Annotated in this window: 24 protein-coding genes; 9 read left to right on the forward strand and 15 right to left on the reverse strand. The window is 59.7% G+C overall.

The genetic code is table 11. From position 1 onward, the window contains the following. Window positions 1-8: 8 nt before the first annotated feature. From aceA to AC1DKH_RS21310, 10 genes are all read right to left on the reverse strand, one after another. Window positions 9-1,334: an isocitrate lyase gene (aceA, locus tag AC1DKH_RS21265; protein ID WP_007970439.1), complete on the reverse strand. Its 1,326-nt coding sequence runs from the start codon at window positions 1,332-1,334 to the stop codon at window positions 9-11. Between the two features lie 459 nt (window positions 1,335-1,793). Beyond that, window positions 1,794-2,570: a secretin N-terminal domain-containing protein gene (locus AC1DKH_RS21270; RefSeq protein ID WP_477799195.1), complete on the reverse strand. Its 777-nt coding sequence runs from the start codon at window positions 2,568-2,570 to the stop codon at window positions 1,794-1,796. 296 nt (window positions 2,571-2,866) lie between these two features. Beyond that, window positions 2,867-3,292, reverse strand: a complete 426-nt coding sequence (locus AC1DKH_RS21275; RefSeq protein WP_477799196.1) for a GNAT family N-acetyltransferase — start codon at window positions 3,290-3,292, stop codon at window positions 2,867-2,869. Then, window positions 3,285-4,454, reverse strand: a complete 1,170-nt coding sequence (locus tag AC1DKH_RS21280; RefSeq protein WP_477759982.1) for a ribosomal protein uL16 3-hydroxylase — start codon at window positions 4,452-4,454, stop codon at window positions 3,285-3,287. Before AC1DKH_RS21280 ends, AC1DKH_RS21275 begins: the two co-directional genes overlap by 8 nt. A gap of 86 nt (window positions 4,455-4,540) precedes the next feature. After that, on the reverse strand, window positions 4,541-5,911 hold the full coding sequence (gene purB / locus AC1DKH_RS21285) for an adenylosuccinate lyase (RefSeq protein WP_477799197.1): 1,371 nt from the start codon (window positions 5,909-5,911) through the stop codon (window positions 4,541-4,543). Between the two features lie 124 nt (window positions 5,912-6,035). Beyond that, window positions 6,036-6,659 (reverse strand): high frequency lysogenization protein HflD, encoded by a 624-nt coding sequence (gene hflD / locus AC1DKH_RS21290; protein WP_108217855.1) that lies wholly within the window; start codon window positions 6,657-6,659, stop codon window positions 6,036-6,038. After that, entirely contained in the window at window positions 6,656-7,789 is a 1,134-nt protein-coding gene (gene mnmA, locus AC1DKH_RS21295) for a tRNA 2-thiouridine(34) synthase MnmA (RefSeq protein WP_477755249.1), read from the reverse strand. Before mnmA ends, hflD begins: the two co-directional genes overlap by 4 nt. 59 nt (window positions 7,790-7,848) lie before the next feature. Continuing rightward, window positions 7,849-8,295 (reverse strand): NUDIX hydrolase, encoded by a 447-nt coding sequence (locus AC1DKH_RS21300; RefSeq protein ID WP_477799198.1) that lies wholly within the window; start codon window positions 8,293-8,295, stop codon window positions 7,849-7,851. A 183-nt stretch (window positions 8,296-8,478) separates the two neighbouring features. Beyond that, window positions 8,479-10,704 carry an NADP-dependent isocitrate dehydrogenase gene (locus AC1DKH_RS21305; protein WP_477799199.1) on the reverse strand — a complete coding sequence of 742 codons (2,226 nt, stop codon included), beginning with the start codon at window positions 10,702-10,704 and terminating at the stop codon, window positions 8,479-8,481. A 326-nt stretch (window positions 10,705-11,030) separates the two neighbouring features. Next, on the reverse strand, window positions 11,031-11,198 hold the full coding sequence (locus tag AC1DKH_RS21310) for a hypothetical protein (protein ID WP_477777574.1): 168 nt from the start codon (window positions 11,196-11,198) through the stop codon (window positions 11,031-11,033). Between AC1DKH_RS21310 and icd the strand changes: the two genes are divergently transcribed. Further along, on the forward strand, window positions 11,197-12,453 hold the full coding sequence (icd, locus tag AC1DKH_RS21315; RefSeq protein WP_007972065.1) for an NADP-dependent isocitrate dehydrogenase: 1,257 nt from the start codon (window positions 11,197-11,199) through the stop codon (window positions 12,451-12,453). The genes AC1DKH_RS21310 and icd overlap by 2 nt on opposite strands. Window positions 12,454-12,532: 79 nt before the next feature. Here the strand turns inward: icd and AC1DKH_RS21320 are convergent, their stop codons facing one another. Then, window positions 12,533-12,814, reverse strand: coding sequence for a cold shock domain-containing protein (locus AC1DKH_RS21320; protein WP_477799200.1), 282 nt, complete (start codon window positions 12,812-12,814; stop codon window positions 12,533-12,535). Between the two features lie 224 nt (window positions 12,815-13,038). On the opposite strand from AC1DKH_RS21320, the gene clpS reads away from it, so the two are divergent. Together clpS and clpA are read left to right on the forward strand one after the other, a co-directional pair. Continuing rightward, window positions 13,039-13,401, forward strand: coding sequence for an ATP-dependent Clp protease adapter ClpS (clpS, locus tag AC1DKH_RS21325; protein ID WP_032829596.1), 363 nt, complete (start codon window positions 13,039-13,041; stop codon window positions 13,399-13,401). Between the two features lie 30 nt (window positions 13,402-13,431). Then, on the forward strand, window positions 13,432-15,702 hold the full coding sequence (gene clpA, locus AC1DKH_RS21330; protein WP_477759981.1) for an ATP-dependent Clp protease ATP-binding subunit ClpA: 2,271 nt from the start codon (window positions 13,432-13,434) through the stop codon (window positions 15,700-15,702). A 237-nt stretch (window positions 15,703-15,939) separates the two neighbouring features. On the opposite strand, the gene infA is transcribed toward clpA, so the two are convergent. The 4 genes from infA to trxB all read right to left on the reverse strand — a co-directional run bounded on the left by infA (window position 15,940) and on the right by trxB (window position 18,737). Further along, window positions 15,940-16,158: a translation initiation factor IF-1 gene (gene infA / locus AC1DKH_RS21335; protein WP_002553999.1), complete on the reverse strand. Its 219-nt coding sequence runs from the start codon at window positions 16,156-16,158 to the stop codon at window positions 15,940-15,942. Window positions 16,159-16,269: 111 nt separating this feature from the next. Continuing rightward, on the reverse strand, window positions 16,270-16,977 hold the full coding sequence (locus tag AC1DKH_RS21340; protein ID WP_477799201.1) for an arginyltransferase: 708 nt from the start codon (window positions 16,975-16,977) through the stop codon (window positions 16,270-16,272). 57 nt (window positions 16,978-17,034) lie between these two features. Then, window positions 17,035-17,715 carry a leucyl/phenylalanyl-tRNA--protein transferase gene (gene aat / locus AC1DKH_RS21345; RefSeq protein WP_108217862.1) on the reverse strand — a complete coding sequence of 227 codons (681 nt, stop codon included), beginning with the start codon at window positions 17,713-17,715 and terminating at the stop codon, window positions 17,035-17,037. Between the two features lie 62 nt (window positions 17,716-17,777). Beyond that, a complete protein-coding gene (gene trxB, locus AC1DKH_RS21350; protein WP_477799202.1) occupies window positions 17,778-18,737 on the reverse strand; it encodes a thioredoxin-disulfide reductase in 960 nt (319 codons plus the stop codon). A gap of 306 nt (window positions 18,738-19,043) precedes the next feature. On the opposite strand from trxB, the gene AC1DKH_RS21355 reads away from it, so the two are divergent. The 6 genes from AC1DKH_RS21355 to cysG all read left to right on the forward strand — a co-directional run bounded on the left by AC1DKH_RS21355 (window position 19,044) and on the right by cysG (window position 26,684). Beyond that, on the forward strand, window positions 19,044-21,455 hold the full coding sequence (locus tag AC1DKH_RS21355; protein WP_477799203.1) for a DNA translocase FtsK: 2,412 nt from the start codon (window positions 19,044-19,046) through the stop codon (window positions 21,453-21,455). Window positions 21,456-21,522: 67 nt separating this feature from the next. Next, a complete protein-coding gene (gene lolA, locus AC1DKH_RS21360) occupies window positions 21,523-22,146 on the forward strand; it encodes an outer membrane lipoprotein periplasmic chaperone LolA (protein ID WP_477755027.1) in 624 nt (207 codons plus the stop codon). Between the two features lie 149 nt (window positions 22,147-22,295). Beyond that, entirely contained in the window at window positions 22,296-23,618 is a 1,323-nt protein-coding gene (locus AC1DKH_RS21365; RefSeq protein WP_477799204.1) for a replication-associated recombination protein A, read from the forward strand. Further along, a complete protein-coding gene (gene crcB, locus AC1DKH_RS21370; protein WP_477799205.1) occupies window positions 23,618-23,992 on the forward strand; it encodes a fluoride efflux transporter CrcB in 375 nt (124 codons plus the stop codon). Before AC1DKH_RS21365 ends, crcB begins: the two co-directional genes overlap by 1 nt. A gap of 16 nt (window positions 23,993-24,008) precedes the next feature. Continuing rightward, entirely contained in the window at window positions 24,009-25,289 is a 1,281-nt protein-coding gene (serS, locus tag AC1DKH_RS21375) for a serine--tRNA ligase (protein ID WP_477799206.1), read from the forward strand. Then, window positions 25,290-26,684, forward strand: a complete 1,395-nt coding sequence (cysG, locus tag AC1DKH_RS21380) for a siroheme synthase CysG (protein ID WP_477799207.1) — start codon at window positions 25,290-25,292, stop codon at window positions 26,682-26,684. It abuts the gene before it with no gap. Window positions 26,685-26,739: the final 55 nt, after the last annotated feature.

Genomic DNA, 26,739 nt, shown 5'->3' on the forward strand with positions numbered 1-26,739 from the left:
GAAGCAGATCAGTGGAACTGTTCTTCTTCGGTCGAACCGGTCAGTGCGGTCACTGAAGACGAGCCACCCTGGATCACGGTAGTCATGTCGTCGAAGTAGCCGGTGCCCACTTCCTGCTGGTGCGCCACGAAGGTGTAACCCTTGGCGGCGTCAGCGAATTCCTGCTCTTGCAGCTTCACGTAGGCAGTCATGTCGTTGCGGGCGTAGTCGTGCGCCAGGTTGAACATGCTGTGCCACATGTTGTGAATGCCGGCCAGGGTGATGAACTGGTGCTTGTAGCCCATGGCGGACAGTTCGCGCTGGAACTTGGCGATGGTCGCGTCGTCCAGGTTTTTCTTCCAGTTGAAGGAAGGCGAGCAGTTGTACGACAGCAGTTGGTCCGGGTATTCCTTCTTGATCGCTTCAGCGAAGCGACGAGCCTCGTCCAGGTCTGGCTTGGCGGTTTCGCACCAGATCAGGTCGGCGTACGGAGCGTAGGCCAGACCGCGAGCGATGGCCTGGTCCAGGCCGGCGCGCACTTTGTAGAAGCCTTCCTGGGTACGTTCGCCAGTCACGAATGGCTGGTCGTACGGGTCGCAGTCGGAAGTCAGCAGGTCAGCGGCGTTAGCATCGGTACGGGCCAGGATGATGGTCGGAGTACCGGCAACGTCAGCAGCCAGGCGAGCAGCGGTCAGCTTCTGTACGGCTTCCTGGGTAGGAACCAGTACCTTGCCGCCCATGTGGCCGCATTTCTTCACGGAAGCCAGTTGGTCTTCGAAGTGAACGCCGGCGGCGCCTGCTTCGATCATGCTCTTCATCAGCTCGTAAGCGTTCAGTACGCCGCCGAAACCGGCTTCAGCGTCAGCCACGATTGGCGCGAAGTAGTCGATGTAGCCAGCGTCGCCCGGGTTCTTGCCGGCTTTCCACTGGATCTGGTCGGCACGACGGAACGAGTTGTTGATGCGCTTGACCACGGTTGGAACCGAGTCCACCGGGTACAGCGACTGATCCGGGTACATCGATTCGGCGGAGTTGTTGTCCGCAGCCACTTGCCAGCCCGACAGGTAGATCGCCTGGATACCGGCCTTGACTTGTTGTACAGCCTGGCCGCCGGTCAGGGCGCCCATGCAGTTGACGAAATCTTTCTCGGGACGGAAGGCCGGCTTGGCACCCTGGGTGACCAGGTTCCACAGCTTCTCGGCGCCCATTTTTGCAAAGGTGTGCTCAGGTTGAACCGAGCCACGCAGGCGGACGACGTCAGCAGCGGAGTAAGTGCGTGTCACGCCTTTCCAGCGCGGGTTTTCAGCCCAGTCTTTTTCGAGGGCTGCAATTTGCTGTTCGCGTGTCAGTGCCATGGGAGATAAACCTCGTCGCGTCTTTATGAAAAGTTGTTCTGCGGTGGAAAATTCCTGCGCTCGCTGACCAGAAGCTTAAGCGGTCAAGTCGGATTCGGCGGGGAGGGCGACGGGATGAACGATCGGCTCGAGGGGAAGTGAGCAGGTAAAGGCGAACTGCGGGCGCATTCGGGCGTCGTGGGCCTTGGTGCGAACATCAGTGTGGTGCCGGGTTACCTATTACGCTTCCGTCCCTCGGGACAACTTCGTTCCAGTCGACAACCTCGTCAAACACACCTTGTGGGCGGTACAGACACGAAGCGGTTCGCGGGGGTAGGTGCGAACATCGCCTCGAAGGCCCTTGCCAGGGCCTCTGATTAGCGGGAGCGAGGCCATCATGCCTTCGCTTTTTTGGCTCGTCAAACGTTTTGTAGTGCTTTTTTTCAAGCACTACATCTTTGGTCTAATACGACTCGTCAGTCAGTTTTTGGTGCTTTGGTCCAGGGTGTCGACTTTCACCCGCAATGTCATGTCGTTGCGGCTCTGGCTCGAGTAGCTGCGGGTCAGGCCCTGTTTGTCGGCCTGGGTCTGGCCATTCACCCCGGCCAGCAGGATCCACTCACCGAGGTGACCGGTGACGGTTGTGTCGGTGCTTTGTACGTTCACTACATCTGGACGTTCCTGGCTCATGCGGTCACGGTTGGTACTGATCGACAGGTGAACGATGTCGCCGGTGACGTTTGCCGTGACGTAGAAGCCCTGGGTGACATTGCGGTATTCGGTCTGGCTGCTGTAACCGCCATAGGTGTCGCTCTGGCTGCTGGTGACCGGCACGCTCTGGCCGACCTGGATCAGTGCCGGTGCGCCTTCGCTGGCCTGCACTTGCTGAATGCCGCCGTCGCGGCTATTGGTGCTGTAGTTGATGATGCGGGTCTGGCTTGGCTTGGCGCCGTTCACCGAATAACCCTGGTCACCCTGGAAGTTGTTGTCGTTGGTGTCGACGGTGATCAGCAGGCGCTTGGGGGCGGTGTCGAGTTGCGAAAGAAGGGCTTTAAGTTCGTCGATCTTGCGTTGATCGGCGTTGACGATGAGTTGATTGCCGTAGGCGCTGACCTGTCCGTCCTTGCCGACGAAATCCTGCGCCACGGGCAGCATATCTGCGCTGGTGCGGTAGTTCAGTGGCACGATTTCGGTGGCTGCCAAGACCGAAAAACTGCAGGTCACCAGCAGCGTGGTGAGCAGGGTGCGTAGGGGCATATCCGTTATCTCCGCCAACTTGAATTGATGATAGTGCCAGTTTGTCGGCCTTGGGTGTGTAGGAGCGAGCTTGCTCGCGATGAATTTGCAGGCGACGCGATTTGCCTGGGGGTGCGAGTTATCGTTTACGTCCATCGCGAGCGAGCTCGCTCCTACAGGTATCAGGTTGTCGGCCTGGGGTGGCGCTAGTTGAATCGTAGGCAGCAAAACGCCCCGGCATCCGGAGATAGCGGGGCGTTTTGTGGTGTAGTCGAGTGCATTTGTGGCGAGGGAGCAAGCTCCCTCGCCACAAGGTCTCAGGCTGAGTGCCGAACCATGTCCACATGGGGAATCCCGGCTTCCAGGAACTCCTCACTGACCAGGTGAAAGCCCAGGCGCTCATAGAACGCCGTGGCTTGCACTTGAGCGCTGAGCATCTGCTGCTTCAACCCGTGCTCTTCAGCTTCGCCAATCACCGCTTGCATCAGTGCGTCGCCGACTTTCAGGCCACGCCAGTCCTTGAGCACCGACACTCGGCCGATGTGACCATCGGGCAGCAAGCGGGCGGTGCCAATCGGAAAGTCGCCTTCGTAAGCGAGGAAATGCACTGCATCAATGTCATCGGCGTCCCATTCCAATTCTGGCGGAACGGATTGCTCGGCGACGAACACCGTCTCACGAATGCGCCGGATCTCGGCGTTGTCCTTTTGCCAGTCTGCGACACGTACGTGAATCTTATTCATCGGCAAACCCCAGGCTTCCTTGCTTGACCAGTTCGCACAGCAGGCCGCGGCCGTCTTCGTCGCTCAGCCATTCGCCGAGGTTGTCGGCGTGCAGCGAGTCGGCGGCGCAGATCATCTTCAGCAGTTCGCGCAGCTTGCCTGGCAGGTAACGGCTCTGGCCGCTGGCGAACAGCAGCAGGTCGTCATCGACTTCAGACCACGCCAGGCGTGCGCTCGGGTTGCGAATCAGGATCGCGCCTTGCTCCAGGGCGGACATGAAGTCCTCTTCTTCGACGTCTTCCGGGCCCACCACCAGTTCCGGGTAACGTGGCTCGGTCATGAACTGGCCGAACCAGGTCAGCAGCAGGCGCTCGTCGCTCATGTGCTCGGCCAGCAGGCCTTTCAAGCGGTCGAGTGCATCGCGCTGGATCTGGTGAGGGTCGGCAGTCGGCAAGGCGTCGGCGTCGGTGTAGCGTTCTTCGTCCGACAGGAACTGGCTGAGGAAGTCAGTGAAGTGGGTCAGCACTTCAGCGGCGCTCGGTGCGCGGAAGCCGACCGAGTAGGTCATGCATTCATCAACGGCAACGCCGCAATGGGCCAGGCGCGGTGGCAGGTAGAGCATATCGCCCGGTTCCAGCACCCATTCATCGGTGGCTTCGAATTCGGAGAGGATGCGCAGGTCGGCGTGGGTCAGCATCGGGCTCTCGGTGTTGCACATCTGGCCGATCTTCCAGTTGCGCTTGCCGTGGCCTTGCAGCAGGAACACGTCGTAGTTGTCGAAGTGCGGACCAACGCTGCCACCTGGCGCGGCGTAGCTGATCATCACGTCGTCGATGCGCCAGCTCGGCAGAAAGCGGAAGTTTTCCAGCAGTTCGCTGACTTCCGGCACGAATTGATCCACGGCTTGAACCAGCAGGGTCCAGTCACGTTCAGGCAGCTTGCTGAATTCATCTTCGGCGAACGGGCCGCGACGCAGTTCCCACGGACGCTCGCCATTCTCGATGATCAGTCGCGATTCGACTTCTTCTTCCAGCGCCAGGCCGGCCAGTTCGTCGGCGTCGATCGGGCTTTCGAAATCAGGAATCGCCTGGCGGATCAGCAGTGGTTTTTTCTGCCAGTAGTCGCGCAGGAATTCCCGTGCCGTGATGCCGCCCAGAAGTTGAAGAGGAATATCAGGATTCATGTGTAACCTATTGAAAAAATGCACTTTTCAGACGGGAATAAAAACGCCCGGCGCTGCCGGGCGTCTTAAAAGGGTCTAGCGGTCGATCAGATGCGTCTGGCTTGTTCTACAGCGTTGCCGATGTAGTTGGCCGGGGTGAGCAATTTCAGCTCGGCCTTGGCGGCGGCTGGCATGTCCAGGCCGTCGATGAAAGTCTGCAGCGCTTCTGGGCTGATGCCCTTGCCGCGGGTCAGTTCTTTCAGCTTTTCGTACGGGTTTTCAATGTTGTAGCGACGCATTACGGTCTGGATCGGCTCGGCCAGTACTTCCCAGCAGGCGTCCAGGTCAGCGGCAATCTTCTGCTCGTTGAGCTCAAGCTTGCTGATGCCCTTGAGGCTGGCTTCGTAGGCGATCACGCTGTGGGCGAAGCCGACACCGAGGTTGCGCAGTACGGTGGAGTCGGTCAGGTCACGCTGCCAGCGGGAGATCGGCAGCTTGCTCGCCAGGTGCTGGAACAGTGCGTTGGCGATGCCCAGGTTGCCTTCGGAGTTCTCGAAGTCGATCGGGTTGACCTTGTGCGGCATGGTCGACGAACCGATTTCGCCAGCGATGGTGCGCTGTTTGAAATAACCCAGGGAGATGTAGCCCCAGATGTCGCGGTCGAAGTCGATCAGGATGGTGTTGAAACGCGCGATCGCGTCGAACAGCTCGGCGATATAGTCGTGCGGTTCGATCTGCGTGGTGTACGGGTTGAAGCCCAGGCCCAGCTCGTCTTCGATGAAGGCGCGGGCGTTCTCTTCCCAATCGATCTCAGGGTAGGCCGACAGGTGCGCGTTGTAGTTGCCGACAGCGCCGTTGATCTTGCCCAGCAGCGGAACGGCCGCGACTTGAGCGATTTGACGCTCCAGACGGTAAACCACGTTCGCCAGTTCTTTGCCCAGGGTAGTCGGCGAGGCCGGTTGACCGTGGGTGCGCGACAGCATTGGCACGTCAGCGAAACGGATGGCCAGTTCGCGGATGGCTTCAGCGGTCTGGCGCATCAGCGGCAGCATCACGTCATCACGGCCTTCGCGCAGCATCAGGGCGTGGGACAGGTTGTTGATGTCCTCACTGGTGCAGGCAAAGTGGATGAACTCGCTGACCTTGGCCAGTTCCGGCAGCTTGGCCGCCTGCTCTTTGAGCAGGTATTCAATGGCCTTGACGTCGTGGTTGGTGGTGCGCTCGATCTCTTTGACGCGCTCGGCGTGCTCCAGAGCGAAGTTTTCCGCCAGGGTGTTGAGCACAGCGTTGGCTTCGGCAGAGAACGCCGGCACTTCGCTGATGGCAGGGTGAGCGGCCAGGCGCTGGAGCCAGCGCACTTCAACCAGAACGCGGGCACGGATCAGGCCGTACTCGCTGAAAATTGGGCGCAGGGCCTGGGTTTTGCCGGCGTAGCGGCCGTCAACAGGGGAAACCGCAGTGAGCGAAGAGAGCTGCATGGGGTGTTCTCGGACAGTCGGGCAACGAAATGGGGCGCGTATCATACATGAAAAAATCCGCCGGTCCGTCGCCAACTGACCGGCGTATTACGCGTATTGCTATGTTCAGTTCTGTCGATGCGGGTTATTCGTTACGCATCAACGGGTAAAGCTCTTTCAGCAATTTGCGGCGGCTGATCACCAGCTGCCAGCGATGACCGCCCAATTGCCGCCACAGGCGCGCCGAACGGATGCCGGCCAGCAGCAGGGCGCGAATTTTCGAGGCATTGCTCGGTTGTTGCAGGTTGCGCATGTCACCGTGCACCTGGATGCGTTGGCGCAGGGTGCTCAGGGTGTCCTGATACAGCGCGCCGCATGCAGCGATCACGTTTTCGTGGGCCGGGCCGAAGTGTTCGACCTGGGACTGAATCTGCGGCAGACGCTTGCCGATCACGTCGAGCATGTCGTTGCGCTTGGCCAGCTGACGTTCAAGGCCGAGCATGGCCAGGGCATAACGCAGCGGTTCGCGCTGCAGGGCGCTTGGATCGCGTTCGAGGGCGCCAATCAGCGCGCGGTAGCCTTCACGCAGGTTGATGTCGTCGCCGCCGTAGACTTCCAGAGTGTCCTTGGGGTCGCGGATCAGCAGGCTACCGAGCATGCAGGTCAGTCCGGCTTCGTTGGTCTGGCCGGACTTGGCAATCCTGTCCACCAGCACGGCGGCGAGAAACACGCCGCCCAGTGCTGTCAGTTGCTCCTGAATCGGGTTCATAGGGCCTGGCCCTTGCTCGTCCACGGCTCGGCTACTTCAATCACGCCGCCGCCGAGGCAGATTTCACCGTCGTAGAACACCACGGACTGGCCCGGAGTGACCGCGCGTTGCGGATCATCGAAGGTCGCGCGATAACCGGTGGCGGTTTTTTCCAGGGTGCACGGCTGGTCGCTCTGGCGATAACGAACCTTGGCGGTCAGCTTGCGTGGCTGGCTCAGATCGATCGGGTTGACCCAGTAGATATCGGAAGCGAGCAGGGCGCGGGAGAACAGCCACGGGTGATCGTTGCCCTGGCCAACGATCAGCTCGTTGTGTTCCAGGTCCTTGATCAGCACGTACCACGGCTCATCGCTGGCATCTTTCAGCCCGCCAATGCCCAGGCCCTGGCGCTGGCCGATGGTGTGGTACATCAGGCCGTGGTGACGGCCGATGACTTCACCTTCGGTGGTCTTGATCTCGCCCGGTTGCGCTGGCAGGTACTGCTTGAGGAAGTCGCTGAAGCGGCGCTCGCCGATAAAGCAGATCCCGGTGGAATCCTTTTTCTTCGCGGTCGCCAGTTCGTATTTCTCGGCAATGGCGCGCACTTGCGGTTTTTCCAGCTCGCCGACCGGGAATAGGGTCTTGGCGATCTGTTCACCGCCGACGGCGTGCAGGAAGTAGCTCTGGTCCTTGTTCGGATCCAGGCCCTTGAGCAGTTCGGTGCAGCCGTCGATGTCGCGGCGACGCACGTAGTGACCGGTGGCGATCAGGTCGGCGCCGAGCATCATGGCGTAGTCGAGGAACGCCTTGAACTTGATTTCGCGGTTGCACAGGATGTCCGGGTTCGGCGTGCGTCCGGCCTTGTATTCGGCCAGGAAGTGCTCGAACACGTTGTCCCAGTACTCGGCGGCGAAGTTGGCGGTGTGCAGCTTGATGCCAATCTTGTCGCACACGGCCTGGGCATCCGCCAGATCATCCATGGCGGTGCAGTATTCCGTTCCATCGTCTTCTTCCCAGTTCTTCATGAACAGGCCTTCCACCTCATAGCCCTGCTCGATCAGCAGGAGGGCGGAAACGGAAGAGTCCACGCCGCCGGACATGCCGACAATGACGCGCTTCTTTTGTGTGTCAGAAGGGGCTGGATCACGCATAGGGATTCAATGAGTGTCTTGAAAAAGGACGCGATTCTAGCAGGCTAAGGCCCGCAAGGCTAAAGAGAAGGACGGATCAATTCGAGGCCGAAGTGTTGGCCTGTCAGATAGTCGTCGATGCAGCGGATGATCAGCTCGCTGCGCCAGTTGTCGCGCTGCTCGATTAATTCCTCGCGGGTCAACCACTTGGCGCCGATGATGCCGTCATCCAGTTGATAATCCGCGTGGTGTTTCAGTGGTTTGGCGATGAAGCAGACCCTCTGGTAGGTTACGCCGTTGCTCGGGGCGGTGTAGAGGTAAATGCCCAGTACGCCGGTGGGTTCGACGTCCCAGCCGGTTTCCTCGAGGGTTTCGCGCACGGCGGCTTCGGTCAGGGTTTCATTCGGGTCCAGGTGGCCGGCGGGCTGGTTGAGTACCGTGCGTCCGCCCTTGAGTTCTTCAACCATCAGGAAGCGGCCGTTGTCTTCGACGATGGTGGCGACGGTGATGTGGGGTTTCCAGTCCATGGGTTTTCCTCGGTAAGGTCTTCGGTGTATTCGGAATTGCCAAGATCGCAGCCTTCGGCAGCTCCTACAAGGATCGGTGTAGGAGCTGCCGAAGGCTCGGGCCGCGATCGGACGATCTTTTGATCTTCGCCAGAAACACAAACCCCGGCACAGGGCCGGGGTTTGTGATGTTCCCTTGCAACCTTAAACCAGCGCAGCAACTGCCGCGTTGAAGGTTGCGCTCGGGCGCATGGCCTTGCTGATCAGCTCGGCGTCGGCGTGGTAGTAACCGCCGATGTCCACTGGCTTGCCCTGAACGGCGTTGAGTTCGGCAACGATGGTCGCCTCGTTCTCGGTCAGGGTCTTGGCCAGGGTCGCGAACTGCGCTTGCAGTGCAGTGTCTTCGGTCTGGGCAGCCAGGGCTTGAGCCCAGTACAGTGCCAGGTAGAAGTGGCTGCCGCGGTTGTCGATGTTGCCGACTTTGCGCGATGGCGACTTGTTGTTGTCCAGGAACTGGCCGGTGGCCTGGTCCAGGGTCTTGGCCAGCACCAGCGCCTTAGGGTTGTTGTAGGTCACGCCCAGGTGTTCCAGGGACGCGGCCAGGGCCAGGAATTCACCCAGCGAATCCCAGCGCAGGAAGTTTTCTTCCAGCAACTGCTGAACGTGCTTCGGAGCCGAACCGCCAGCGCCGGTTTCGAACAGGCCACCGCCGTTCATCAGCGGCACGATCGACAGCATCTTGGCGCTGGTGCCCAGTTCCATGATCGGGAACAGGTCGGTCAGGTAGTCGCGCAGTACGTTGCCGGTCACCGAGATGGTGTCTTTACCTTCGCGGGTGCGCTGCAGGGTGTACTTCATCGCGTCGACCGGCGCCATGATCTGGATGTCCAGGCCGGCAGTGTCGTGATCTTTCAGGTAAGCCTGAACTTTCTCGATCACTACGCCATCGTGGGCGCGCATTGGGTCAAGCCAGAAAATCGCCGGAGTGCTGCTGGCGCGAGCACGGTTGACGGCCAGTTTGACCCAGTCCTGGATCGGCGCATCTTTGGTCTGGCACATGCGGAAGATGTCGCCGGCTTCAACAGCCTGTTCCATCAGCAGGGTGCCTTTGCTGTCGGTCACGCGAACAACGCCGTCAGACTTGATCTGGAAAGTCTTGTCGTGGGAACCGTATTCTTCGGCTTTCTTCGCCATCAGGCCAACGTTTGGCACGCTGCCCATGGTGGTCGGATCGAACGCGCCGTTGGCCTTGCAGTCTTCGATCACTGCCTGGTAGATGGTCGCGTAGCAGCGATCCGGGATCACGGCCTTGGTGTCGTGCAGCTGGCCGTCGGTGCCCCACATCTTGCCGGAGTCACGGATCATTGCTGGCATCGAGGCGTCGACGATGACGTCGCTCGGCACGTGCAGGTTGGTGATGCCTTTGTCGGAGTTGACCATCGCCAGGGAAGGGCGAACGGCGTAGACCGCCTGGATGTCAGCTTCGATCGCAGCTTGCTGATCGCTAGGCAAGGCCTTGATGCGAGCGTACAGGTCGCCGATGCCGTTGTTCAGGTTGAAGCCGATCTGTGCCAGCACGTCAGCGTGCTTGGCCAGTGCGTCTTTATAGAACTCGGCAACGATCTGGCCGAACATGATCGGGTCGGAGACCTTCATCATGGTGGCTTTCAAGTGAACCGACAGCAGCACGCCTTGTGCCTTGGCGTCTTCGATTTCGGCCGCGATGAAGCTGCGCAGGGCGTTTTTGCTCAATACCGCGCAATCGAGGATCTCACCGGCTTGTACGCTGGTCTTTTCTTTCAGGACGGTGGCGGTGCCGTCTTGAGCGATCAGTTCGATCTTCACGGCGTCAGCGGCGTCGATCAGGGCAGCTTTTTCGCTGCCGTAGAAATCGCCGGTGCTCATGTGTGCGATGTGGGACTTGGAGTCCTTGGCCCAGGCGCCCATTTTGTGCGGGTGCTTGCGTGCGTAGTTCTTGACCGACAGCGGAGCACGGCGGTCTGAGTTGCCTTCACGCAGAACCGGGTTTACGGCGCTGCCCTTGATCTTGTCGTAGCGCGCCTTGGCTTCTTTGTCGGCGTCGCTGGTGACGGTCTCAGGGTAGTCCGGCAGTGCGTAGCCCTGAGCTTGCAGCTCTTTGATCGCGGCTTGCAGTTGTGGAACCGAAGCGCTGATGTTCGGCAGCTTGATGATGTTGGCTTCAGGCGTAACGGCCAGGGCGCCCAGTTCGGCGAGGTGGTCGGCTACGGCTTTGTCACCCAGTTGCTCGGGGAAGCTGGCCAGGATGCGCCCTGCAAGAGAGATATCGCGGGTTTCAACGGCGATATCAGCCGAGGCGGTGAACGCCTCTACGATAGGCAACAGTGAATAGGTGGCGAGGGCAGGAGCTTCGTCGGTGAAGGTATAGATGATCTTCGAGCGGGTGGGCATATTCGGATTAACTCTCTCTTCTTTGCTAAAGCGTGCGCAGAAACTCGAGGGCGCCGGGTAAGCGCGTTCGTTCAAAGTCATCCATGAGCCGAATATCGAGGTTTCGTTGCTGTGATGTTGGGTGCATCAGTAGGGCGTCAAGTGGCCGGACTGCGATAACAGGCCAGCTTGCCGGGCGGAAAGTCTCGTCGTAGAGCACTTCAGCCGTCGTGACCCTGTGGTCAGCGGCGGCATTATACATAGGTAGCTGGCAATCTGCCGATGGTTCATACGCAACGAATGTCGTCCATTGGTCTAAAGGTCGCAGGGGCCAACACGGCGTAAGGTCATTCGTCGTGCTTGAGTTTGGCGCTTTTCCCTTTGCTTTCAGGCTTGTAGCTCGCGAGTTGTGAGGCTTTGCGGCAGATGGGCGGAACATAGGGTTTGCGCGCCGATTCAACTGGGTTACGCTCGAACCAAGCCAGATGTTCAATCCAATCAATGGAGTTCAGCATGGGTTACAAGAAGATTCAGGTTCCAGCCGTCGGCGACAAAATCACCGTCAATGCAGACCATTCTCTCAATGTTCCTAATAACCCGATCATCCCCTTCATCGAAGGCGACGGCATTGGTGTCGACATCAGCCCGGTCATGATCAAGGTTGTCGATGCTGCTGTTAAGAAGGCTTACGGTGGCGAGCGCAAGATTTCCTGGATGGAAGTGTACGCCGGGGAGAAAGCGACTCAGGTTTACGATCAGGACACCTGGCTGCCTCAGGAAACCCTGGACGCGGTCAAGGATTACGTGGTTTCCATCAAGGGCCCGCTGACCACCCCGGTCGGTGGCGGCATCCGTTCCCTCAACGTGGCCCTGCGTCAGCAACTCGACCTGTACGTCTGCCTGCGCCCGGTGCGCTGGTTTGAAGGCGTGCCTAGCCCGGTCAAGAAGCCAGGCGATGTCGACATGACCATCTTCCGCGAGAACTCCGAGGACATCTACGCCGGCATCGAGTGGAAGGCCGGTACGCCGGAAGCCACCAAGGTCATCAAGTTCCTGAAAGAAGAAATGGGCGTGACCAAGATCCGTTTCGACGAAAACTGCGGTATCGGCGTCAAGCCGGTGTCCCTGCAAGGCACCAAGCGTCTGGCACGCAAGGCCCTGCAATACGTGGTCGACAACGATCGCGATTCGCTGACCATCGTGCACAAAGGCAACATCATGAAGTTCACCGAAGGTGCCTTCAAGGAATGGGCCTACGAAGTGGCGGCTGAAGAGTTCGGCGCGACCCTGCTCGACGGCGGTCCGTGGATGCAGTTCAAGAACCCGAAAACCGGCAAGAACGTCATCGTCAAGGATGCCATCGCCGACGCCATGCTCCAGCAGATCCTGCTGCGCCCGGCCGAGTACGATGTGATCGCGACCCTGAACCTGAACGGCGACTACCTCTCCGACGCCCTGGCGGCGGAAGTGGGCGGTATCGGTATCGCGCCAGGTGCCAACCTGTCCGACACCGTGGCCATGTTCGAAGCCACCCACGGTACTGCGCCGAAATACGCCGGCAAGGACCAGGTCAATCCCGGTTCGCTGATCCTGTCCGCTGAAATGATGCTGCGCCACATGGGCTGGACCGAAGCAGCCGACCTGATCATCAAGGGCACCAACGGCGCGATTTCCGCCAAGACCGTGACCTATGACTTCGAACGTCTGATGGAAGGTGCGAAGCTGGTATCGTCTTCCGGTTTCGGTGATGCGCTGATCTCGCACATGTAAGAGCGCGCAGGCACACAAAAACCGCCTGATTCAAGTATTTGAGTCAGGCGGTTTTTTTATGACTGGATGACGGGTTGCGTCAGCTCGACACCGTTTCGTGCCGGGTGGCGGGCGCGGTCTGTTCGCTCGGGAGCGTGGCAGACGTGATATTCAATGCATGCAAGCCTTTGGGGCCCTGAACGATCTCGAAGCTGACGATTTGTCCGGCCTTGAGGGTTTTGTAGCCGTCCATCGCGATGGCCGAATAGTGAGCAAAGAAATCGATTTCCTTGCCGTCCTCATCACGGCCTTCTTTGGCATCGGTGTTAATGAAACCGAATCCCTTGGCATTGTTGAACCATTTCACCTTGCCAACTGACATACCCAACTCCCTCTGCAACAGACTCCATCACTGGAGTATCATCCAGTACATCCGCAGTCGAATCTGTAAATAAGATTGACTCCGCGGACCTTTTTTACCCACTGTGGGCTCTATTGGTTGTAACACCGTTTTGCCGATAGTCAAGCTGACCGGGCAGTCGGAGTTGAAAACGCTGATAGCCGCCCCCACCAATGTATTTGAACAACTGACGAACCTTTCTTTCCATGCATGCAATCAGCCAGATTCGACTAACATTCAATCAGGATCGCCCTGATTTACACGACGACGATTCCACAGGCATTGCTGTTCAGGAGGCAAAGCCTGCACTACAGGCGCCGCCGATGTACAAGGTGGTTTTGTTCAACGATGACTACACACCGATGGATTTCGTCGTCGAAGTGCTCGAGGTGTTTTTTAACCTGAATCGCGAGCTGGCGACCAAGGTCATGCTGGCCGTCCATACAGAAGGGCGGGCAGTATGTGGAGTGTTTACCCGCGACATCGCCGAGACCAAGGCCATGCAGGTCAACCAGTACGCCAGGGAAAGCCAGCATCCGCTACTCTGTGAAATCGAGAAGGACGGTTAATCGCCGACCACTTGGGTATGAGGTGAAGCTATGTTAAACCGCGAGCTCGAAGTCACCCTCAATCTTGCCTTCAAGGAGGCCCGTTCGAAGCGTCATGAGTTCATGACCGTCGAACACCTCTTGCTGGCCCTATTGGACAATGAGGCTGCCGCCACCGTTTTGCGTGCGTGCGGTGCAAACCTCGACAAACTCAAGCATGACCTGCAGGAGTTCATCGACTCCACCACGCCATTGATCCCCGTGCATGACGAGGATCGCGAAACCCAGCCAACCCTGGGCTTCCAGCGTGTCCTGCAACGTGCTGTGTTTCACGTACAGAGCTCGGGCAAACGCGAAGTGACTGGTGCCAACGTGCTGGTCGCGATCTTCAGTGAGCAAGAGAGTCAGGCGGTGTTCCTGCTGAAACAGCAGAGCGTCGCCCGTATAGATGTCGTCAACTACATCGCCCACGGCATTTCCAAGGTGCCGGGGCATGGCGATCACTCTGAAGGTGAGCAAGATATGCAGGACGACGAGGGCGGTGAGTCTTCTTCCTCGGGTAATCCCCTGGATGCTTATGCCAGCAACCTCAACGAACTGGCGCGCCAGGGTCGTATCGATCCGTTGGTAGGTCGTGAGCTGGAAGTCGAGCGTGTCGCGCAGATCCTTGCGCGTCGTCGCAAAAACAATCCGCTGCTGGTGGGCGAGGCGGGCGTGGGTAAAACCGCGATTGCCGAAGGCCTGGCCAAGCGCATTGTCGACAACCAGGTGCCGGACCTGCTGGCCAACAGCGTGGTTTACTCCCTTGACCTGGGTGCCTTGCTGGCCGGTACCAAGTACCGTGGCGATTTCGAGAAGCGCTTCAAGGCGTTGCTCAATGAGCTGAAAAAACGTCCGCAGGCGATCCTGTTCATCGACGAGATCCACACCATCATTGGTGCGGGTGCCGCGTCCGGTGGTGTCATGGATGCCTCGAACCTGCTCAAGCCACTGCTGTCGTCCGGTGATATCCGCTGCATCGGTTCCACAACGTTCCAGGAGTTCCGCGGGATCTTCGAGAAGGACCGTGCCTTGGCTCGGCGCTTCCAGAAGGTCGATGTGTCGGAGCCTTCGGTGGAAGACACCATTGGCATTCTGCGCGGCCTGAAGGGGCGTTTCGAAAGCCATCACAATATCGAATACAGTGATGAAGCCCTGCGCGCGGCTGCCGAACTGGCCTCGCGTTACATCAATGATCGTCACATGCCGGACAAGGCCATTGATGTCATTGATGAGGCGGGTGCCTATCAGCGTCTGCAACCGGTGGAAATGCGCGTTAAACGCATCGAAGTGCCTCAGGTCGAGGACATCGTTGCGAAGATTGCGCGGATTCCGCCAAAACACGTCACCAGCTCCGATAAAGAGTTGCTGCGTAACCTTGAGCGTGACCTGAAGTTGACCGTGTTCGGTCAGGATGCCGCGATCGATTCGCTGGCAACCGCGATCAAGCTGTCCCGTGCCGGCCTCAAATCCCCTGACAAGCCTGTCGGTTCGTTCCTGTTCGCAGGGCCTACCGGTGTCGGTAAAACCGAAGCGGCGCGTCAGTTGGCCAAGGCCTTGGGTGTCGAGTTGATTCGCTTCGACATGTCCGAGTACATGGAGCGCCACACCGTATCGCGTCTGATCGGTGCGCCTCCGGGTTATGTCGGGTTCGATCAGGGCGGCCTGCTCACCGAAGCCATCACCAAGCAGCCACACTGCGTGCTGTTGCTCGATGAGATCGAGAAGGCGCATCCGGAAGTCTTCAACCTGCTGCTGCAGGTGATGGATCACGGTACGTTGACCGATAACAACGGGCGCAAGGCGGATTTCCGTAACGTGATCGTCATCATGACGACCAACGCCGGTGCCGAGACCGCAGCCCGCGCTTCGATCGGTTTCACCTATCAGGATCACTCGTCCGATGCGATGGAAGTGATCAAGAAGAGCTTCACGCCGGAATTCCGCAACCGTCTGGATACCATCATCCAGTTTGGTCGCCTCAGCCATGAGGTCATCAAGAGCGTGGTGGACAAGTTCCTTACCGAGCTTCAGGCGCAACTGGAAGACAAGCGTGTGTTGTTGGAAGTCACTGATGCGGCCCGCAGCTGGCTGGCCGAAAGTGGTTACGACGCGGCGATGGGTGCTCGCCCAATGGCGCGCCTGATCCAGGACAAGATCAAGCGTCCGCTGGCGGAGGAGATTCTCTTTGGCGAACTGGCCGAACATGGCGGTGTGGTGCACATCGACATCAAGGACGGCGAGCTGACCTTCGAGTTCGAGACCACAGCCGAGATGGCCTGACGTTTGGAAGCAAAGCCAAAAGGCGCTGAAAGGCGCCTTTTTGCTATCTGTCGAAATCACCACGGTTCCCTGTGGGAGCGAGCTTGCTCGCGATAGCGGTGCATAAGCTTGCATCAACGTTGGATCAGCTGACGCCATCGCGAGCAAGCTCGCTCCCACAGGGTTCTGTGTTGTGGTTGCTAAATCGCCCACAAACAAAAACGCCCGGCATAAGCCGGGCGTCTTGTATTGACCTGATTAGCGAGCGCGGTAAGTGATGCGCCCTTTGCTCAAGTCATAGGGCGTCAGCTCGACGCGCACTTTGTCGCCGGTAAGAATACGGATGTAGTTCTTGCGCATCTTGCCGGAGATGTGCGCGGTTACGACGTGCCCATTTTCCAACTCCACACGAAACATGGTGTTGGGCAGGGTGTCGACGACAGTGCCTTCCATTTCGAAGCTGTCTTCTTTCGACATGCAGTAAAGCCCTCGGTGTCCAATGAATGGCCCGGTGCAACTGCGCCAGGCAAAAGCGGCGTGCATTGTGCCCGAAAAGTGGGGTTTAAGCCAAGGGGTTTAGGGCTGGCTCTAGTTTAGAACCACCCAGCGCTGATTAATCAGCAACTCAATGGGGCGATATTGAGTCTTGTAGTTCATCTTTTTGCAGTTTTTGATCCAGTAGCCGAGGTAGACCGCCTCCAGCCTCAGCCGGCTGGCCTCGGCGATTTGCCAGAGGATTGCGTAGCGCCCAAGGCTGCGACGCTCTTCGGCGGGCTCGTAGAAGGTGTAGACCGCCGAAAGACCGTTCGGCAGTAGATCGGTGACCGCGACGGCCAGCAGCCGGCCGTTCAGGCGAAACTCATAAAAGCGTGAAAACGGCAGGTCCCGCACCAGGAAAGTCGAAAACTGGTCGCGACTTGGCGGGTACATGTCGCCATCGGCGTGACGCTGTTCGATATAGCGCTGGTAAAGGTCGAAGTACTCTTCGTTGAAGCCGGGCTTGGCGGGACGCACCTGCAAATCCGCGTTGCGCTTGAAGATGCGTTTCTGTTGCCGGTTGGGCGTGAACTGTCCCACGGGAATACGCGCCGGAACGCACGCATTGCAATTCTGGCAATGCGGCCGATAGAGATGATCGCCACTGCGACGAAAACCCATCTCCGACAGGTCTGCATAGACATGCACATCCATGGGCTGACTAGGGTCGAGGAACAGGGTTGTGGCCTGCTCATCGGGCAGATAACTGCAAGAGTGCGGCTGAGTGGCATAGAACTTCAAACGCGCCAACTCGGTCATGATCAACCCTCGGGATAATGCTTTTGAATAAGTGTAAGCCACGCGCGCAAAAGTCGCTCAGCAAACCCAGGTGGCATGGTTGGGTTGGTCAAGGTGCCTGGCCAGATAATCGGCAAACTCGCGACGCGCAATCGCCCGGGCGCCCAGGCTATGCAGGTGGTCGGTGGGCATCTGGCAATCGATCAGTACAAAGCCCGAGTCCTTCAGATGCCGGACCAGCGTGGCAAAGCCGAATTTCGACGCGTTGTCAGCGAGGCTGAACATGGACTCGCCGAAAAACAACTGGCCCATTGCCAGGCCATACAGCCCGCCAACCAGTTCGTCCCCGTCCCATACTTCCACCGAGTGCGCGTGTCCACGCCTGTGCAACTCGATATAAGCGTCCTGCATGGCCTCGGTGATCCAGGTGCCATCGGCGTAATCCCGGGGGGCGGCACAGGCGCGGATGACGGCGGCGAAGTCCTGATCGAAGGTCACTTGATAGCGTTGCTGACGCAGCAGTTTGTTCAGGCTGCGCGAGACGTGCAATTCGTCGGGAAACAGAACCGTGCGCGGGTCCGGAGACCACCAGAGGATCGGCTGGCCTTCGGAAAACCAAGGGAAGCAGCCGTGGCGATAAGCCGAGATCAGCCGATCGGCGGACAGATCACCACCTGCAGCCAGAAGCCCGTTGGGGTCGCGCATGGCCTTTTCCAGCGGTGGGAAATGCAAGGTATTGCGTTGTAACCAGGTCAGCATGGCATCCGGACTTACAGAAGGGGAGGGCAGTGGCGGGTTTTGGCCCGCCATAAAGTTTGCCTTCAAACGGTTGGAATGTCGTCGAGGTATTTTTCGGCGTCCAGTGCCGCCATGCAACCGGCCCCGGCAGACGTAACGGCCTGGCGATAAACGTGGTCGGCCACGTCACCGGCGGCAAAAACCCCGGCAATCGCCGTAGCTGTGGCATCGCCTTCGCTGCCACCCTTGACCAGTAGATACCCGTCGCGCATTTCCAGTTGGCCCGTAAACAGGTCGGTATTGGGTTTATGGCCGATGGCGATAAACACCCCGGCCAGCGGCAGCTCTTTGGTTTCACCCGTTTGGCTGTCCCGCAGGCGGGCGCCGGTCACGCCGCGGGCATCGCCGAGCACTTCGTCCAGGTTCTGGTTCCAGTGCAGGCGGATATTGCCGTTGGCGGCTTTTTCGAAGAGTTTGTCCTGGAGGATCTTCTCCGAGCGCAGCTTGTCGCGCCGATGCACCAGGTGCACTTCCTTGGCGATGTTCGACAGGTACAAGGCTTCCTCGACCGCCGTATTACCGCCGCCGACCACCGCAACCACCTGATTGCGATAGAAAAATCCGTCACAGGTCGCACACGCTGATACCCCTTTGCCGGCAAACGTTTCCTCCGACGGCAGGCCCAGGTATTGCGCGGAGGCGCCGGTGGCAATGATCAAGGCGTCGCAGGTGTAGGTGCCGCCATCGCCGATCAATTCGAACGGCCGTTGTTGCAACTTGGCGGTGTGGATGTGGTCGTAAACGATCTCGGTGGCAAAGCGTTCGGCGTGTTTTTGCATGCGGTCCATCAGGACTGGTCCGGTCAGGCCTTCGACGTCGCCTGGCCAGTTATCCACTTCGACGGTGGTGGTGAGCTGGCCACCTGCCTGTATGCCGGTAATGACAACGGGCTTGAGGTTGGCGCGGGCGGCATAAACGGCCGCGCTGTAACCCGCAGGGCCGGAGCCCAGGATAATCAGGCGTGAATGCTTCGCTTCGCTCATAAAAACACCTCATAAGCCTTTGTCACCAAAGAGAATGCATGCTCAAATTGAACAGCATGTCATGTGCTGTTGACTATGCTACACCCAAGGGTCTCAAGCATGGCGTCGTGCGTACAAACCCGTACAATGCCCTGCGTGTTACATATATTCAGTGCGCGCCGTGTTTATAAAAACCGGGGCGCAGTGTTAAAAGTAGTCCCGGTTACGCGTGTTAACTTTTTTACCTGCCTGGATTGGGTAGTTTTTCGGCAGTTTTTATAGACATTCACCAGATGGACGCGCCATTGGCGCAGGAAAAGAAGCGTTTTGAAGAAATCCACCGCAGCACCTAAACCAGCCGTCGTTCCGCTCTGGCGTCAGCACTTGCACTACCGACTCAAGGAAGGTGCGCTGATCGCCATCGGTGCCTTGTGCCTGTTCCTGATGATGGCCTTGTTGACCTATGGCAAGGATGATCCGGGCTGGAGTCATAACAGCAAGATCGACGACGTGCAGAACTTCGGCGGGCCAGCGGGCTCCTACAGCGCCGATATCCTGTTCATGGTGCTGGGTTACTTCGCCTACATCTTCCCGTTGCTGTTGGCCGTCAAGGCGTACCAGATCTTCCGCCAGCGTCACGAACCGTGGCAGTGGAGCGGTTGGCTGTTCTCCTGGCGCCTGATCGGCCTGGTGTTCCTGGTGCTGTCGGGCGCCGCTCTGGCCCATATCCATTTCCATGCCGCGACCGGTCTGCCGGCCGGTGCGGGCGGTGCGCTGGGCGAAAGCCTTGGCGACCTGGCCAGGAACGCCTTGAATATCCAGGGCAGCACACTGTTGTTCATTGCGTTGTTCCTGTTCGGCCTGACTGTGTTTACCGATCTGTCGTGGTTCAAGGTGATGGACATCACTGGCAAGATTACCCTCGACCTGTTCGAACTGTTCCAGGGTGCGGCCAATCGCTGGTGGGCGGCCCGTACCGAGCGCAAACGACTGGTTGCCCAGTTGCGTGAAGTCGACGACCGTATAGATGAAGTGGTCGCGCCGACCGTCACCGACAAGCGCGAGCAGGCGAAGGTCAAGGAGCGGCTGATCGAGCGTGAGCAAGCCCTGAGCAAGCACATGTCCGAGCGCGAGAAACAGGTGCCGCCGGTGATTGCGCCCGCGCCGCCAAAGCCCGCCGCACCGAGCAAGCGCGTCGAGAAAGAGAAGCAGACGCCGTTGTTCGTCGACAGCGCCGTGGAAGGCACCTTGCCACCAATCTCGATTCTCGATCCCGCGGAAAAGAAACAGCTCAATTACTCGCCTGAATCCCTGGCGGCGGTCGGCCACCTGCTGGAAATCAAGCTCAAGGAATTCGGCGTTGAAGTCACGGTGGATTCGATTCACCCGGGCCCGGTGATTACCCGTTACGAAATCCAGCCGGCCGCCGGGGTCAAGGTCAGCCGCATCTCCAACCTGGCCAAAGACCTGGCCCGTTCCCTGGCCGTGACCAGCGTGCGCGTGGTGGAAGTGATTCCGGGCAAGACCACGGTCGGTATCGAGATTCCCAACGAAGACCGGCAGATCGTGCGTTTCTCCGAGGTGTTGTCGACCCCCGAGTACGATAACTTCAAATCCCCGGTCACCCTGGCCCTGGGTCACGACATCGGCGGCAAGCCGGTCATCACCGACCTTGCGAAAATGCCGCACCTGCTGGTGGCCGGTACCACCGGTTCCGGTAAGTCGGTGGGTGTGAACGCGATGATCCTGTCGATCCTGTTCAAATCCGGCCCGGAAGACGCCAAGCTGATCATGATCGACCCGAAAATGTTGGAACTGTCGATCTATGAAGGCATTCCGCACCTGCTGTGCCCGGTGGTCACCGACATGAAGGACGCCGCCAACGCCCTGCGCTGGAGCGTTGCCGAGATGGAGCGACGCTACAAGCTGATGGCCAAGATGGGCGTGCGAAACCTGTCTGGCTTCAACGCCAAGGTCAAGGAAGCCCAGGACGCCGGCGAGCCGTTGAGCGATCCGCTGTACAAGCGCGAAAGCATTCACGACGAAGCGCCGCTCCTGCAAAAGCTGCCGACCATCGTGGTGGTGGTCGACGAATTCGCCGACATGATGATGATCGTCGGCAAAAAGGTTGAAGAACTGATCGCCCGTATCGCCCAGAAGGCGCGGGCGGCCGGTATCCACCTGATTCTTGCGACCCAGCGTCCGTCGGTAGACGTGATCACCGGTCTGATCAAGGCCAACATCCCGACCCGTATGGCGTTCCAGGTATCGAGCAAGATCGATTCGCGGACCATCATCGACCAGGGCGGTGCCGAACAACTGCTTGGTCACGGTGACATGCTCTACATGCCGCCGGGCACCAGCCTGCCGATTCGTGTTCACGGTGCTTTCGTGTCCGACGATGAGGTTCACCGCGTGGTGGAAGCCTGGAAACTGCGTGGCGCGCCGGAATACAACGACGACATTCTCAATGGCGTCGAAGAGGCGGGTAGCGGCTTCGAAGGCAGCAGTGGTGGCGGCGACGGTGACGATCCTGAGGCCGACGCGCTGTACGACGAAGCCGTGCAGTTCGTGCTGGAAAGCCGTCGTGCCTCCATTTCCGCGGTTCAGCGCAAGCTGAAGATCGGCTACAACCGCGCCGCGCGCATGATCGAAGCCATGGAAATGGCCGGGGTCGTGACGTCCATGAACACCAACGGTTCGCGTGAAGTCCTGGCCCCGGGCCCGGTGCGCGACTGACCCGAGCATGAAAGGGGTGGCGCCCATTGGCGTCGCCCGCACTCCCACGAATGTTATGAGGACTCCCATGCGTCTGATCCGCATGTTGTTGCTGCCGGTACTGGCTTTGACCACGCTCCAGGCTAACGCCGATGACAAGGACGTGGCGCGCCTGACCCAATTGCTGGAAAAATCCAAGACGCTGACGGCCAACTTTTCGCAGTTGACCCTCGACGGCAGCGGCACCCAGTTGCAGGAAACCACCGGCGACATGACGCTGCAGCGCCCGGGCCTGTTCTACTGGCACACTAATGCGCCGGCCGAGCAGACCATGGTATCCGACGGCAAGAAAGTCACTCTTTGGGATCCGGATCTGGAGCAGGCGACGATCAAGAAGCTGGACGAGCGTCTGACCCAGACCCCGGCTCTGCTGTTGTCCGGTGACGTGTCGAAGATCAGCCAGAGTTTCGACATCACCGCGAAAGAGGCGGGTGGCGTGATCGACTTCACCTTGAAGCCGAAAACCAAGGACACTCTGTTCGACAACCTGCGTCTGTCGTTCCGCAACGGTCTGCTCAACGACATGCAACTGATCGACAGCGTCGGCCAACGCACCAACATCCTGTTCACCGGGGTGAAGGCCAACGAAGCAGTGCCAGCGTCCAAGTTCAAATTCGACATCCCGAAAGGGGCGGACGTGATCCAGGAATAACACGCAAAACCCTTGTAGGAGCGAGCCTGCTCGCGATGAACGCCAGGACACCGCTGGGTGTCAGGCTGCCAGCGTTATCGTTGACGTCCATCGCGAGCAGGCTCGCTCCCACAGGGGGGCGGTGTTCAATTGAGGTTTCAGAGATAGTCATGGACCTGTTTCGCAGCACCCCGATCGCCCAGCCCTTGGCCGCCCGTTTACGCGCGGCCAATCTGGACGAGTACGTCGGTCAGGAACACGTGCTCGCTCGCGGCAAGCCCTTGCGCGAAGCGCTGGAGCAGGGTGCCCTGCATTCGATGATTTTCTGGGGGCCGCCGGGGGTGGGCAAAACCACGCTGGCGCGGTTACTCGCGGAAGTTTCGGATGCGCACTTCGAAACGGTCTCGGCGGTGCTGGCCGGGGTCAAGGAGATCCGTCAGGCGGTGGAAATCGCCAAGCAGCAGGCCGGGCAATACGGCAAGCGCACCATCCTGTTCGTCGATGAAGTGCATCGCTTCAACAAGTCGCAGCAGGACGCGTTCCTGCCCTATGTCGAGGACGGCACGCTGATTTTTATCGGCGCGACCACGGAAAACCCCTCGTTCGAACTCAACAACGCCTTGCTGTCCCGGGCCCGCGTCTACGTGCTCAAAAGCCTCGACGAAGCGGCCCTGCGCAAGCTGGTGCACCGCGCATTGACCGAAGAGCGTGGCCTGGGCAAACGCAACTTGACCCTCAGCGATGAAGGGTTCCAGATGCTGCTGTCGGCCGCCGATGGGGATGGCCGGCGTTTGCTCAACTTGCTGGAAAACGCCTCGGACCTCGCCGAAGACAACAGCGAAATGGGTGTCGACCTGCTGCAAAGCCTGCTCGGCGATACCCGCCGGCGGTTCGACAAGGGTGGCGAAGCGTTCTACGACCAGATCTCCGCGCTGCATAAATCGGTGCGCGGTTCCAACCCCGACGGCGCGCTGTACTGGTTCGCGCGGATGATCGACGGCGGTTGCGACCCCTTGTACCTGGCCCGGCGCGTGGTGCGCATGGCCAGCGAAGACATCGGCAATGCCGACCCGCGTGCCTTGAGCCTGTGCCTGGCGGCGTGGGAAGTGCAGGAGCGCCTCGGCAGCCCCGAAGGCGAACTGGCCGTGGCCCAGGCCATCACGTATCTGGCCTGCGCACCGAAAAGCAACGCGGTGTACATGGGCTTCAAGACTGCATTGCGCGCCGCCGCCGAACACGGCTCGCTGGAAGTCCCGCTGCACCTGCGCAACGCGCCGACCAAGCTTATGAAGCAATTGGGCTACGGCGATGAATACCGCTATGCCCACGATGAGCCGGACGCCTACGCCGCCGGAGAAGACTATTTCCCGGAAGAACTCGACCCGATCCCGTTCTATCAGCCTGTGCCCCGTGGCCTGGAACTGAAGATCGGCGAAAAGCTCAATCACCTGGCGAAACTCGACCGTTCAAGCCCCCGGCAGCGGAGAAAATAGTGCTTCCTGTGATCGTTGCGGTTTCCGTCGGCGGGATGGCCGGCACTCTGTTGCGCTTCGCCACGGGCAACTGGATCAACGCGAATTGGCCACGGCACTTCTATACCGCGACGCTGGCCGTTAATATCGTGGGCTGTTTGCTGATCGGTGTTCTATACGGTCTGTTTTTGATACGCCCGGAGGTGCCTTTTGAGATTCGCGCCGGGTTGATCGTTGGCTTCCTCGGGGGGCTGACGACTTTTTCATCCTTTTCACTGGATACGGTGCGCCTGCTGGAAAGCGGGCAAGTGCCGCTGGCCCTGGGCTATGCGGTGCTCAGCGTATTCGGCGGGCTGCTTGCCACCTGGGCCGGCCTGTCCTTGACCAAACTTTGATAAACGAGAAACCGACATGCTCGATTCCAAACTGTTACGTAGCAACCTTCAGGACGTAGCGGACCGCCTGGCTTCCCGTGGCTATGCCCTGGATGTTGCGCGCATCGAAGCGCTGGAAGAACAGCGCAAGACCGTCCAGACCCGCACCGAAGCACTGCAGGCTGAACGTAACGCGCGCTCCAAATCCATCGGTCAGGCCAAGCAGCGCGGCGAAGACATCGCGCCGCTGATGGCGGACGTCGAGCGCATGGCGGGCGAATTGAGTGCCGGTAAAGTCGAACTGGACGCGATCCAGACCGAGCTGGACTCGATCCTGCTGGGCATCCCCAACCTGCCGCACGAATCGGTACCGGTCGGCGAAGACGAAGACGGCAACGTCGAAGTGCGCCGCTGGGGAACCCCGACGGCCTTCGATTTCCCGGTTCAGGACCACGTGGCCCTGGGCGAGAAGTTCGGCTGGCTGGACTTCGAAACCGCTGCCAAACTGTCCGGCGCCCGTTTCGCCCTGCTGCGCGGCCCTATTGCCCGTCTGCACCGCGCCCTGGCGCAGTTCATGATCAACCTGCACGTCACCGAGCACGGCTACGAAGAGGCCTACACGCCTTATCTGGTCCAGGCTCCGGCACTGCAAGGCACCGGTCAGTTGCCGAAGTTCGAAGAAGACTTGTTCAAGATTGCGCGCGAAGGCGAAGCAGACCTGTACCTGATCCCGACCGCCGAAGTGTCGCTGACAAACATCGTCGCCGGCGAAATCGTCGATTCGAAACTGCTGCCGATCAAGTTCGTTGCCCACACCCCGTGCTTTCGCAGTGAAGCCGGCGCGTCGGGTCGTGATACCCGCGGCATGATCCGCCAGCACCAGTTCGACAAGGTTGAAATGGTGCAGATCGTCGAGCCGTCGCAGTCGATGGAAGCGCTGGAAGGCCTGACCGCCAACGCCGAGAAAGTCCTGCAACTGCTGGAACTGCCTTACCGCACCCTGGCGTTGTGCACCGGCGACATGGGCTTCAGCGCGGTCAAGACCTACGACCTGGAAGTGTGGATCCCGAGCCAGGACAAATACCGCGAAATCTCGTCGTGCTCCAACTGCGGCGACTTCCAGGCCCGTCGCATGCAAGCGCGTTTCCGCAACCCGGAAACCGGCAAGCCGGAACTGGTGCACACCCTGAACGGCTCCGGTCTTGCTGTCGGCCGTACCCTGGTGGCGGTGCTCGAGAACTATCAGCAGGCCGACGGTTCGATCCGTGTGCCTGAAGTCCTCAAGCCGTACATGGGTGGCCTCGAGGTTATCGGCTAAATGAACTATCTGCCGCTGTTTCACAACCTTCGCGGCAGTCGTGTGTTGGTCGTCGGCGGGGGGGAGATTGCCTTGCGCAAATCCCGCCTGCTGGCCGATGCCGGTGCGCTGCTGCGGGTGGTTGCACCTGAAATCGAAGCACAACTGCGCGAGCTGGTTGCCGGCAGCGGTGGCGAGTGCCTGCTACGTGGCTACGCCGAAACGGACCTGGACGGTTGCGGGCTGATCATTGCCGCCACCGACGACGAAACGCTGAACGCACAAGTTTCCGCCGATGCCCATCGGCGTTGCGTGCCGGTCAACGTGGTGGACGCGCCAGCCCTGTGCAGCGTGATCTTCCCGGCGATCGTCGACCGTTCTCCGTTGATCATTGCAGTGTCCAGCGGCGGCGATGCGCCGGTGCTGGCACGTTTGATCCGCGCCAAGATCGAAACCTGGATTCCTTCCACCTACGGTCACCTGGCCGGTTTGGCGGCGCGATTCCGTCATCAGGTCAAAGGCCTGTTTCCGGATGTGCAGCAGCGTCGGGCGTTCTGGGAAGATGTTTTCCAGGGGCCGATTGCCGATCGGCAACTGGCCGGGCAGGGCGGTGAAGCCGAGCGGTTGCTCCAGGCGAAAATCGATGGCGAAGCGCCAGTGGCGACCGGTGAGGTCTATCTGGTGGGCGCAGGGCCAGGTGACCCCGACCTGCTGACGTTCAAGGCATTGCGTCTGATGCAGCAAGCCGATGTGGTGCTGTACGACCGTTTGGTGGCACCGGCAATTCTCGAACTGTGCCGTCGCGACGCCGAACGGGTTTACGTCGGCAAGCGCCGAGCCGATCACGCGGTGCCGCAGGATCAGATCAACCAGCAATTGGTGGACCTGGCCAAGCAAGGCAAGCGTGTGGTGCGATTGAAGGGCGGCGATCCGTTCATCTTCGGTCGTGGTGGTGAAGAGATCGAAGAACTGGCGGCCCAAGGCATCCCGTTCCAGGTCGTGCCGGGGATCACGGCGGCCAGTGGTTGCGCGGCTTATGCCGGGATTCCGCTGACTCACCGCGATTATGCGCAGTCGGTGCGATTCATCACCGGCCACCTCAAGGACGGCTCCAGCGATTTGCCATGGGCCGATCTGGTCGCGCCGGCGCAAACCCTGGTGTTCTACATGGGCCTGGTGGGCTTGCCGATCATCTGCGAGCAGTTGATCAAGCATGGTCGCGGTGCCGATACCCCGGCAGCGTTGATCCAGCAGGGCACCACGGTCAACCAGCGGGTGTTTACCGGCACCCTGGCAGACCTGCCACGACTGGTGGCGGAGCATGAAGTACATGCGCCGACATTGGTGATCGTGGGTGAAGTGGTGCAACTGCGCGAGAAACTGGCGTGGTTTGAAGGGGCTCAGGGACAGGTCTGAAGACCGAGTCGCCCCCATCGCGAGCAAGCTCGCTCCCACAGGGGATTTGTGAACG

The organism is Pseudomonas sp. 05L36 (assembly GCF_056398125.1).